At 51.0% G+C, this 12,041-nt stretch carries 12 protein-coding genes; 1 reads left to right on the plus strand and 11 read right to left on the minus strand.

Annotation, left to right across the window (positions count from 1 at the left end):
• Positions 1-17 precede the first annotated feature (17 nt).
• From PRU_RS08170 to PRU_RS08220, 11 genes are all read right to left on the minus strand, one after another.
• Positions 18-314, minus strand: a complete 297-nt coding sequence (locus tag PRU_RS08170; RefSeq protein WP_013064294.1) for a hypothetical protein — start codon at positions 312-314, stop codon at positions 18-20.
• An 86-nt stretch (positions 315-400) separates the two neighbouring features.
• Positions 401-715 carry a hypothetical protein gene (locus tag PRU_RS08175; protein ID WP_013063475.1) on the minus strand — a complete coding sequence of 105 codons (315 nt, stop codon included), beginning with the start codon at positions 713-715 and terminating at the stop codon, positions 401-403.
• A gap of 120 nt (positions 716-835) precedes the next feature.
• Positions 836-1,609, minus strand: coding sequence for a sensor histidine kinase (locus PRU_RS08180; protein WP_177168140.1), 774 nt, complete (start codon positions 1,607-1,609; stop codon positions 836-838).
• 12 nt (positions 1,610-1,621) lie between these two features.
• Positions 1,622-2,404, minus strand: a complete 783-nt coding sequence (locus PRU_RS08185; RefSeq protein ID WP_013063217.1) for a sensor histidine kinase — start codon at positions 2,402-2,404, stop codon at positions 1,622-1,624.
• A gap of 93 nt (positions 2,405-2,497) precedes the next feature.
• Entirely contained in the window at positions 2,498-2,977 is a 480-nt protein-coding gene (locus PRU_RS08190) for a hypothetical protein (protein WP_013065534.1), read from the minus strand.
• A 34-nt stretch (positions 2,978-3,011) separates the two neighbouring features.
• A complete protein-coding gene (locus tag PRU_RS08195) occupies positions 3,012-4,253 on the minus strand; it encodes a reverse transcriptase domain-containing protein (protein WP_013065555.1) in 1,242 nt (413 codons plus the stop codon).
• A gap of 304 nt (positions 4,254-4,557) precedes the next feature.
• The gene (locus tag PRU_RS08200) at positions 4,558-5,010 is read right to left on the minus strand and encodes a four helix bundle protein (RefSeq protein WP_041385970.1); all 453 of its coding nucleotides are present in this window, start codon (positions 5,008-5,010) and stop codon (positions 4,558-4,560) included.
• Between the two features lie 112 nt (positions 5,011-5,122).
• Positions 5,123-7,174, minus strand: a complete 2,052-nt coding sequence (locus PRU_RS08205) for a hypothetical protein (RefSeq protein ID WP_148214887.1) — start codon at positions 7,172-7,174, stop codon at positions 5,123-5,125.
• Positions 7,175-7,232: 58 nt separating this feature from the next.
• Positions 7,233-8,510 carry a fimbrial protein gene (locus PRU_RS08210; protein WP_041385973.1) on the minus strand — a complete coding sequence of 426 codons (1,278 nt, stop codon included), beginning with the start codon at positions 8,508-8,510 and terminating at the stop codon, positions 7,233-7,235.
• Positions 8,511-8,655: 145 nt separating this feature from the next.
• Positions 8,656-10,143: a DUF3868 domain-containing protein gene (locus PRU_RS08215; RefSeq protein WP_013063802.1), complete on the minus strand. Its 1,488-nt coding sequence runs from the start codon at positions 10,141-10,143 to the stop codon at positions 8,656-8,658.
• A gap of 42 nt (positions 10,144-10,185) precedes the next feature.
• Positions 10,186-10,752: a DUF3575 domain-containing protein gene (locus tag PRU_RS08220; RefSeq protein ID WP_013064626.1), complete on the minus strand. Its 567-nt coding sequence runs from the start codon at positions 10,750-10,752 to the stop codon at positions 10,186-10,188.
• A gap of 112 nt (positions 10,753-10,864) precedes the next feature.
• Here PRU_RS08220 and PRU_RS08225 point away from each other — a divergent pair, with 112 nt between their 5' ends.
• Positions 10,865-11,842, plus strand: coding sequence for a tyrosine-type recombinase/integrase (locus tag PRU_RS08225; protein ID WP_013065382.1), 978 nt, complete (start codon positions 10,865-10,867; stop codon positions 11,840-11,842).
• Positions 11,843-12,041 lie beyond the last annotated feature (199 nt).

Consider the following 12,041-nt stretch of genomic DNA (forward strand, 5'->3'; position numbering starts at 1 on the left):
GGGGCGGTATCCAACCATCAGAACTCGGCATGTATCTCCACATCCTCAAAGCCGGGCACCGTAATGCTGATGCTGGCTGTGCGGATATTCTGCATGATATCGGGGTACAACGGATCGGAAACAGCCGATGGAGTGGCCGTAACATAGCCATCCACCTTGGTTGCAAAACGCTGTACACTATCGGCCGCTACTGTTCCGAGGGCCAACGACTCCTGATAAAACTTCACCATCTGTGGTGTTGAAACCTGATCTTCTGTTACCTGTTCGCAACTTATCACCAAACAGGCCGAGATGATTAAAAATAGTTTGCGCATAAGTAATTTTTTTAATTATTATTGCATTCGGGGTGCAAAGATACAAAAAATATGGCACAAACCGGCATAAAAAGCATAAAAAATCATCATAGCAATAGTGTTTTTAGCGAGGCAAACGAGGGGTTGAGGTTTGAGTTAAGGGTGAGCCAACGAATCAGGTCGTTTTTGCGAAAGCCACGGGCCATGATGTCAGGGCGTGCCAACAGGGCGCCCAGCTCCTGATAGATGATTTTCTTGCTGCCGCGCGGCAGGTCGCAGCGAAAATCCAGACGCTCTATCAGGCGCGCATGGCGGGGCGGGGTTTGCAACATGGGCGCAAGGCGACTGATCATCGCATCGTACTCCCGGTAATACTCACAATTTAAATAGTTGACTAACAGTCGGTTAGATTTGAATTTCATTTTGCCTACGGTTTAACTTCCGCCACTCCATGGGCGGTCGGCTAAACCGTACGAAGCAAAATTTTTCTCTATTATTTATCTACGGCAATCAGCTCGTATTCTTTGATGGCAATACTATAATCAGATGGCTATACTGAATTTCACGCTGGTGCCCTTGGTGTAATGCGGGTCGATATACAGACTGCCGCCAAGCCGCTCTACCAGTGTGCGACTGATGTTGAGCCCGGTGCTGATGCGCCGCTTCATGTGGCGCACAGGGTTGAGCAGCGAGAAGATGGCTTTGCGACGCTCCTGACTGATACCACATCCCGTGTCGGATACCGACACCTCCAGGCAGTCGACCTGGTCGTTGGCCTCCACGCGTATCAACCCTTTGACTGTATATTTAACAGCATTCTCAAGCAGGTTACGCACCACCTTCTCCAGACATTCACGGTTGGTATGCACCGCATAGAAATCAGGCATGCTCGACTTGTAGTCGACAAGCACACTCTCAGGCGCCCGTTTCTGGTATTCATCCACCAGTTCGCGACACAGCTGATTGACATACACAAAGCCCAGCGGCAACTCCTCAGCCAGGTTCTCGTAATAGGTCAGCTCCACCATCTTATCGATGATGGCATCACGGCTCTGCGCATCGGTATGCTCGTTGAGTTCGCGGGCAGCCCAGTACATAAAGTGACGGCGTTCGCGCACATCGTCGACCAGCCGTTCGTTCTGACAGCGCAGTTTCTTCAGCTCGCGCCCGTCGTCGGCGCGCTGGCGTACCAGTTCATCGTTTCGCAGCTGCAGCTCGTCAATCTGCTTATGCCAGTGGTGATACATCACCAGCAGCGCCAAAGCCATGGCCATCACCAGCACGACTGCTATCACACAATAACCACTCATCATCATAGGCCCAACCATTTATATCTTAATACTGAATACAATCGAGGTGCAATCCTTGCGCTGCTGGTCGAGAAACATAGTGCCCCCAATCTTCTGGGTGAGCGCGTAACTGATACGCAGGCGCACACCAACAATCGTGTTGCACAGGTTACCGTCGTTGGGCAGCCGCTCAAACAGCACGTCTTTCATGTTCTCGGGTATCCCCACCCCGGTATTGCTTAACCGAAACACCAGATACTTGCCACTATCATCGGGCATCACCGACAATTTAATATACCCTTCGTGGGTGAACTGCATCGCACTGACAATCAGATTCTTGAACAGCTTGCGCAGATAGCCCAGATGGGTGCGGATGACGAAGTCGTCGGCCAGCGAAGTCTCTACACACATCTGGACATTAGGATTATTCAGATAGCGTTCGCAGGTGTAGAACATATCCTGACAGAACATGTTAACCAGCACTTCGTCGTGACGAGGCACCTGCCCCAGATCGCCATACTGGGCCAGTTCGATGGCACAGTCCACCATCTCACCTACCAACGAGGACTTACTACGCACCTCATGGCACATCATGTCCCAATCGCACTGATCCAACTTCAGTTCGCTGTTCATCAATATCTCCAAGTAACTGTCCACCCCCTGGTAAACAGCCTGCACGTCGTGGAGCACCTGATACAGCATCTTGGCCTTGGAATGCTCGCGACGAGCTTTCTTCATGGTGCTCACCAGCTTCTTCTGGTACTCCAGACTGTCAGGTCTGGGCACCACCTTTTCATTATAGTTATATATCGTCGTTCCCATAGCTCTTACTTGTTTTAGAAGCCCCCTGGCGTCGTCGCGACGGCAAGATGGGGCTGAGTACTAATTACTAATACATAATGTTTTAGACTTTGTTCATTTTATCAACACATTCTGCAGTTCGGCCAGCAGCACCATGCACTGCATGGGCGTCATCGAGGCCATGTTCAACTGGCGGATACGCTCGGCCACATCGTGCTCAACAGGACCTTTGGCTACTGGTGGCTGCAACTCAGGATACACTGGCACCGTCGGCTGCCGCACGACACCCTGAGGCACACTGCTACGCCAGATCTGAAACGACTGCTCGTCGATTGAGCTGTCTATTTTTATCGTTTTACAACCATCCCTGCAGTCCTCTATCTCGTGCCCCAAGCGGTGTAGCACCAACTTCGGGAAGCCTATATCCACTACATCCGAACCTACCACTTTTACAAATTTCCGTCTGACCTCATACTGTCGCACATGGTTCACAAACAGGTAGGCACTACGTTCGAAAGCGCGGTAGAATCCGCCCTCAGGCCATAGCCGGATTGTATTCTCGTTTTGCTGCTCGAAGGCAAGCTTTTCTTTCATTGTCGGCATATCTTCAACTTTCTTTTTTAATACACTACTTCTCGAATAATATCTCCAATTCCACTTCCAGGCGCGCCAGCTGTCGCATCTTCTCACGATACACTCGGCGCACACACACCTTGTATCTCTTACGGTTCATGCTCACATACATCACCTGATACCACTCAGGACTGATCCTGTCGAGCAGTTTCCTAACCTGGTTGTAAGCAGCAAAGTGGCGCATCATGCCAAGATAGGAGTTCATCGTAGAAGCAAACTCGTTCACATGCTCGCGTGCATAGTGCTCATCCGACTGAGCCAGACGATTGTAGCGCTCAATCTTGTCGATACAGGTGGCTATCGTGCGCCGGCTGATATAGGTGCGCCCTGGCATCACCATACCGCCAGTGAACAGTACGCCCTTGGAGTAGTGCTGCAGATACATCTTCTTGGGATGACGCCGCACACCGTTCCGGGCTGCCCATTTGTCGACAATCTCATCACGCATCCATAGTAGCAGTTCCTTGTCGCGACTCACGAATATCATGTCGTCCATATAGTGGCCATAGCTCACCGACATACTCCAGAGACTGTCGGTTATCTCGTGGTCGAGATCGTCCATGAATACCAAGGCTGTCATCTGACTGATTACCTTGCCTATCGGCATACCATGCAGGCCGTCGCTGTGAAACAAACTCTTGTTGGGCGGCAAACCGTTCCAAGCTTTCAGCGGACTGTTACGCACACAATTCAGCTCAGGCCGGTCCATAATCACCACGCGCAGCAGCCATATCATCCACTCCAGGTCGGGACCACGGTATATCTGCCGTAGCAGACTGGCGAACTTGCGCCATGCAAGCTCCTTGGGCAGCGACATGAAGTACGACTGCATATCGAGCTTCATCACCCAGCAGTCGACCGTATAATTAGCTGACTGCTCTCTCACCATCTGCTCTACGCGCTGTATGCCATAGAGCGTGCCCTTGCCCACTCGGGTTGAGTAGTTGTCGTCGATGAACCGCTGCTCAAGAAAGGGCGTTACCCTCTGGGCGAAAACCGTGTCGACCACGCGGTCGCGAAAAGCTGCGCCGAAGATTTCCCGTTTCACGGGCTTATCGCTGACAAACACGATAGAGCGCGAAGGCTTGTAGGTACAGTTTTGCAACTCTTGCCACAGCTTCAGGCACTCCTCTTCGGCATTAATCTCAAAACGAATAGCGTCTATCGTATTACCCTTGTGCCGCAAGCACAGCCAATAGGCTTCGTAGACCTCTTCGTAACTGACACCACATTTCATTTACAAATAGTCAATATTCCATAGGCGAGGACGGGGCGAACGCGTCGGTCCGTATTGGACTTAGTGTTGTTGCCGTTCAGATAGAGTTTACCATCGGTGTTGAAGTTCAGATTGAACGCATAGCCAGCACCCTTTCCACTCGAACAAATGTTATCAGTTGTCTTCTGTCTTTACTAACTGCACCGTTTACGCGACGGTCGTGTCAGTCGATAACCCCTATAGATAATAGTTGACAGCTCTCTCCGCCAAGCCTTGACCGGGCGGACGCTCGCCATTTGGTGTTTGTTATTACTTTATTTAATGATCACTTATCTTTCTGCTCTTTTTCTGTGACACGTATCCACCCCGACAGCATACGCCCGATGGTGTCGTAACGTGGCGCTATCTGCGCATAATGCTTCTTGCTCATCACGCGCTGATGCACACAGATGCGGCACAGCATACGCTGGTAGGTTAGCACCTCGAGGGCCTGGCGCATCTGAGCCACACTCTCGCGACGCTGGTGGTTGGCCACGTAGATGAGCGACATGAGCTTAAGCCCCAGACTGCGCAACTCTTCAGAGAACAGGCGGTCGGTCTTGTTAAACTGGCTCGTCAGCGTGCATATATCGCTGAGCAGCATGGCCGACTCCTTATACACCTTGAGCTTCTCGGCTGGATCGAGCCATTCGCCCTCAACCACCGCAAGGGTCAGCAGTTCGGCACTCAGGCCGAGCTCAAAGCCCCTTCTGGCATCGGTATCAACAGGATTCTCCATTGTTTAATGTTGTTATTTTCTATGTTGCTTCCCCCCTCCCGACCTCCCCCCGCCAGCGGGGGGAGGAGGATTTTGGGAATTTTAAATTTTTAAATTTTTGAATATTTAAATTTTAAAAGGCGAGGACGGGGCGAACGCGTAGGTCCGTACCGGACCTAGTGCCGTTGCCGGCCAGATAGAGGCTACCATCGGTGTCGAAGTTCAGACTGAACGCATAGCCAGCACCCTTTGCGGATTCTGTACTTGCCCAATAGTATCCACCCGATCCTGCAATATCCGTCCACATATTCGACTTATCCACTGTTGCGCCTGTATTCTTCAGGCAGTTCTTTGCAGCAGTATTGAAAGCAGAGGCAGTTGAAGACGCTGCTCCACTCCAATAGCAATAGTTATCAGCATGGAACGTTCCCGGATTGGTACTAATACCACCAAAGAACTTAATCCACTCGTACTGCTGACCGATGCTGGGCAGATACCAGCCGCTGGTACCGGCAGGATGAGCCACCTCGCTCTCGTAAGTGGTCACAGCTGCATAGGCTGCAGGATATACCGCCTGACTGTAATTAGCCGTGCTTGTAATCAGATTTGTTTCGCTGCGACCGTCCATATAGCCAGCACTGGCCACATAGTCATCCAGCTTGGTCTGATTAGTGATATCAACAGGAGTGCCCAGTTGGATGCTCTCGGTTGACCATGCCATGGTGGCACTGCTGCTTACATCCTTCAGAGCGATGGCATAGCCACGCTGGAAGCCTGCTGCATAGTCGACAGCGCTCACGTTGGTACTGAATACGATAGCCACTGGAGTCTTGTCGGGGAACATATCGAGTGTACCCCAGGTACCATCGGCAAACAACAGATCACCAGGAACAGGATCGGGCAATCCCTGATAAGAGATGATACCACTATTGGTAAAGGTAGCGGTAACGCTCTCATCGTCGAAATCGGTCACTGTCACCTGCACATCCAGGTCCTGAATGGTAGATGGCACAGCATTCGACAGGGTGGCTGTGGTAACACTTGCCAGATCGGCAATACTGCTGGCACCATCGCCCTTGATAGTAGCATTTACGACATAGTGCGCATTAGGCTGAACCACATTAGTGGTTTTAGCACCGATAAACACGGGGTAGTAAACCGTCTTGCTATTCCATGCCTGACCATCGCTACTGTAGGTACCCTTGATAACCAGGAAGGTAAGATTACCCGCGTCGTTATTGTTGGGCAGGGTATAAAGGGTGTAGGCAGTGCCATAGCTGGTATGACTGGCATTCATGGTGACATCGGCAATACCGGTACCTGTACCAAGATAATCCTTCTGGTTGGTGGCATTGGTACTTTCGCCCTGATAGTAGCCGGCATAGGCACCCTGACTGAAGGCATAAGTGCCATCATTCATATCCAGATTAATCTTATCGGGCACACCCACGAGGAAGATCTCGGTCGGGGTGAAGCTGGCAGCGGTATGCTTGGTGGTCGAGAAATCAACCGACAGAGAAGCTAATGTCACCTTCGACACCAGGTGGTGGACCGTGACGGTCGACTCCCATTTATCAGCTATGCTGTTGAAAGCAATCGTGCTGTTGCCCACCATAGGCAACTCTGCTGGATTCACATCACCATCATTATCCATATCAAGTGCCTGATCGATAGTAAGTGCTGTAGCCTTGAAGTTGGTAGCGCTAGCCACATTCCACACTTCTTCTGCTTTTCCTTTGATAGTAGCAACCTTCGAGGGTGGCAGATTGATGGCCACACGCACCAGGTCGCCATTGGCGGGCTTCTGAGCATCAGGCAGGCCCGAAGAATAGGTAGAAGAAATCGTCTTCTGCGAGCTGATCTCCTCGCCAGTGCCCTCTATATCAACCTCCTTGATATCAAGCGTACTTCCTGTAGATTTGAAAAGACCTACAGTCAGATTAGTCATCATCATCTCGGCTGAGGTAACCGAAGTCTTATTGTTTGAGTCGTAACCGTTGGAAATAACGGTTGCGCTACGTGTCTGATTACTCACACTGGTAGTGCGGATGTTCAACACGATATCACTTCCCTGCTGCTTACCGGTAACAGCCTCTTCGGTACTGTCGAGCGTACACGAGCTAACACCCACAGCAGCAACGGCCATGAACACCACACTTAGTATTTTTATATATTTTGTATTCATATCTTCTATTTTTTTATTGTTCATATTATGATACTCTCACTATAAGCATGCCAACCTATCAGTTAGTCGTAGTCGTCGAGCCACCTTCGCCACCAAAGGTTGTGTTCTGTTCACCATCACCCCATTCAGACACCGAATTGAAAGCCACGGCTGTGTTAGCCTGCACATCAACACCGGCATCGATACTGGCAGCACCCTTACGCTTAAGCACTACCTTGATGCGATAGTTGCGGTTAGGATAGAATTTGCGATACTGCAACTCATCCATGGCCACACCGCTCACCACATTGAGCAAACGGAAGTTATAATAGCAGGTGCTCTCAGAAGAGCCATCGTTCCAAAGGCCCTTCACAACCAAGCGGGTGTCGTTACCCTCTGTGGGCGAGGCAAACACATTAGGCATGGCATAGAGCACGCACACCTTGTCAACCGAACTACCATCTACCCAGGTGGGATTGGTAGCATTAAGCGTAGCCAGGTCGCCATCACCATCCGAGTAAACCTTTGTTCCCAGATACGCAGCAAAGTGAGCTGGAGCGGGATCGGTCACCTCACCGGTATAGTCGCACACGGTACCTGCAGGCGAGAGGTAATTAGAGAAGCTATAGGTGCTTGAGAAATCGAAACCGAAATCCATCTTGTCAGCCACCTTGTACAGGAACACCTGTGTGGGCTTGAACGAATTGCCGGCTGGGATATCGTTAACACTCAGCGACTCGAGCGTCACCTTCGTAATCATGTGACCCATGGTGACATCGGCTACCAGATGACCGCTGGCAGGCTGGGTAATATCCACCTCGCCATACATTGGCAGACTGTTGGATTCGGTCGCACCATTGCCGTCGGAATCCAACGCCTGAGAGATAGTGAGAGGAGTAGCCTTGAATGTGGCGAGCGGTGTACCAAGCGCCTTTACCCCAGTGAATACTTCCTCGGGCACATTGGCAATGATCACTGCACGGTCGCCAGCAGCAAACTGCGTAGCGGGACTCACGTTATCAACTGTCGTAGAGAATCCTGATGCTGCCGACTGCCCATTCACGTTGAGATAGTTATAATAAATCAACTTGGGAGTATTATTGTCGCCGGCATCTTCCTTGAACACAGCCACCAGCATCGTCTGGATCATCTTCTCAGAAGTCTTGGCTGCCAATGCATCATGGATATTAGTAGCACGGGTAGCACCTACCGAACCACTGTTAATCTTAATCGTCAGAGTACTACCTCCGGTAGATGGGCTTACGTCCTCGTCGGTCTCGCTGACGCAGCCTGTCATCACAACTGCCGTGAACAGCACTACTGCCCAGGCACTCATTCCTAAAAGTTTCTTTTTCATAAGCTTTTCCTTTCTTTTAAAGGGTGAATAAACTAGATTGTTAATACTTATTTTCGAGTTATTAATTCGACTCTCCCTAGGAATAAAGCTCATGGAATGACGTTCAGTAATATTAAGTAATCAGTTCCTTATCCCATGCCTGCAGCTATTTCCACTGCAGGCTCTTCAACGCATCACGCGCCGGTATCACCCCATCGGCCTCGGCCATACGCAGATAAACCTCGGCTTTGTCACGGTTGCCCTCGAGCAGATGCAGCAATCCCAGGTTGCACCAGGCACGCGGGTCGGTCTCCCAGGCCAACAGGTACTTGCGGGCGCGCTGGGCATCGCCACGCAACAGGGCCACACCAGCGGCATCGATAGCTGCCTCGGCACAGTTGGGGAACAGGCGCGCAGCCAGGTCGATGATGTCGCAGAACTCCTGTGAGCCTATCTCGAAGGCGGTGGCTGCCTGATAGAAATTGTCGGGACTGATCGAGGCAGGAATACTGCCATTGCGATAGCTGGTAAGCTGGATGGGCACAGGGCGCGGACCAAACGTGAGCTGATAGTTCAAGCGGCACACGCGGGGGAACAGCTCGTGACGCATCACATCGTAGGTGCTACCAGAGCCTAAGGTGCGCAGAGCCTGCTCACGCCCCTGATCCACAGGGATATTGGCGATGATATCAGCAGCAGCGGCCTGCAAAGGCAACTTGCTGACCGACACCAGCTGACGGATGCTGTCCCAGTCCTCGGATATCCACTGCACGCGCAATTCGTTCTCGCCTGCCACCTGACGCTCCGACAGCATGCGGCGCAATTTCAGCACCTGCTCGGCAGCACGCTCCTCGTTCTTCGGACGGTTGCCTATGGGCGCACCATAGCCGGTAAGCTCTATACCCAGCAGACGACTGCCATAACTGGTGGTCTCGCGACTGATGGCCTGCTGTAACGAGTCAACCAGTCGGCGGTAGTCGGTACTGGTAAGACGGCAGTTATAGGGCACACGCAGCGCTCCTCTGACAGTGATGCCACCCGTACTAGCAGGCTCGGGCGAGAGGAACTGCACCCAATGCTTGGCAATACGAACACCAGTAACATTACTGGCAACTGGGGCAGCGGCAACAGCCGACTCACCAAACAGCGGCTGGGTATTAACGGGCTGCCCTAACGGGATACGCTGCAGCAGCAGGTCTTCGTAAGTATGAGGACTACGGCCCTGCCAGGTGCTCTCCTCGCACTCGGCATACATGGCGGCACTGGCCATCCACTGCTGGTAGGGCACGGTGGTGTCGTAGATAAAGAAACGAGTGCGACGCTGGTTGTCACGGGTAACCAAGGGCACATTGATACGGCGGCGCTTCTTCAGCTTGTCGACGCGACGCTCGTAGCGGTCGCGAGAATCACCGTTGATAGCCACCGACGACAGACGGACAAACTGATGACCAGTCTTCAGCACGGGCGTGAACGTGAGCGTCTCGCCGGTGTTGAGAACCTTGTCGTCGTAACTGACCTTCATGTGCACGCGCAACAGATCGCCCTGAAGCGAGAACTGCTCGTCGCTAATGTGTAGCTGACCTTTATAGGCCCCCTGAGCCGATGCCATCAATGGCAGTGTCAGCAGCAGAAACAGAGTTTTAATTCTGGACATTCTCATTTCTATATATACATTTTTTTGTGATTCAGCTTGTCATTATCGCAGCATGTACACCAGCTGCAGACTGGCCGCTGTAGGCCCTAAGTAGTGCATATAGCACCTGCGGCTTACGACCCGCGTACGGGGCTCGGCGTAACGGCGGTAGTCGTTATAGGCATAGCCAAGGGTGAGCGAGGACTCGAGCCCCCAACGGCTACTCAGTGTAAAATGCCAGCCAGCGGTAACGCCCACCGAGTAGAAGTTGCCCTGTATGCGCTCGTCCTTGAGCTTGAACACGGGCAGGCCAGCCATATTGTAAACGCGCCAGTGAGCCGACGGACCAATGAACGGCCCCGTAAACGGCGCACGGAACCAGAAGCGGGCTTCGGGCTGCACCTTCAGGGTGCGCAGGTAGTGGTTTGTGCTCTGATAAGCGGGCATCCACTCTACATCCGCGTTCAGTGTCCAACGGTGACCGATAGTGAACTCCGCGCCCAGCGACGGTACCGTCAGGGCATCACTCAGCAGATTGGTTTTCACAGCCAGCTCCTGAGCAGAGCCTGTAATGGATGCCAGCATCACCGCCGAGACCATCGCTGCGCGAACTTTATGATATATCTTCATACACATTCCATTTTTCCTTCTCCCCGTACATTCCTATTATCAATAGGAGTATATCATTCTATTAAAAATATTATGCGTACCTTTGCAGCCTAAATTAAATGATTAATGGATTATGAACATACTATCAACTATCAGGATTAACAAATTGGCATCACACTGCTTGAGAGCCATCATCAACAAGAAAGGCAAATCAGAAACGGTTTCTGTCATCAGTCTGCTGCGCCAGACAATCAACGAAACCAAATCGCAACACAAAACCAGTACCCATAAGAATCAGGTGACAGCCGTCAATGCCTTCCAACGGTTCTTGCACGAAACCATGCAAACGTTAGAAACCGTCACGATTGATGAGCTGACACCCGAGACCATCAAGTCCTTCGAGAACTGGGCCATCGGCGAAGGGTTCAAACCTAACTACGTAGCGCTACATATGCGCTGCCTGCGCACTCTGATCAACAAAATCAATGGCCGAGGCTCCGAACTGTTCAAACATGTGTGTACGACCAACCGTCAGACAGAGAAACGTGCCGTAGGCAAGGAAACCATCAAACAGATCCGTGAACTGCATCTGCCATCAGATTCCAACATGGCCCTAGCACGCGACATCTTCTTGTTTTGTTTCTACGGCATGGGCATTCCCCTTATTGATGCCGTGATGCTTAAGAAGTCGCAACTGCGCGATGGGTACATCATATATAACAGGCACAAAACCAACCGCATGGTGAAGGTGCCAGTATGCCAAGAGTTACAACTGTTGCTGGAACGCTTGCCCTCTAACGATTCGCCATACCTGCTACCGGTCATTACCAATGATAAGACAGATAAGATGAAACAATACAGGAGTTTTTACCAGCGCTATATGCGTAGTCTAAAGAAATTAACCCTGCTCTCAGGTATCGAGTGTCGCCTCACGTCCTACACCCCACGTCACACATGGGCAAGCATTGCCTACAGGAACGGAGTCAACATCAACAACATTGCACAAGCCCTTGGACATGCCAATACCAATATTACCTATTTATATATAAAAGAACTGAGTTGCTGGCATCTGGAGACCGCCAACAAAATTGTAATGCAGGCCGTTCAGTAAATAAATGCCTATTTTTTATCTATAAAAGTGGTTTAACCACCCTGATTAGTTAATTAAGCTTAAAATTTGGTTGTTTTTAATTATAAAATAGTATTACAATAATTTAAAAGCTTATATTTGCACCCAGAAACCGCACTCCTATTGATAATAGGATTGCGGTTTTATAATGCCCACAACAAAAAAACGACCAAAAGTTTGG

It is taken from the genome of Xylanibacter ruminicola 23 (assembly GCF_000025925.1).
Classification (GTDB): domain Bacteria; phylum Bacteroidota; class Bacteroidia; order Bacteroidales; family Bacteroidaceae; genus Prevotella; species Prevotella ruminicola.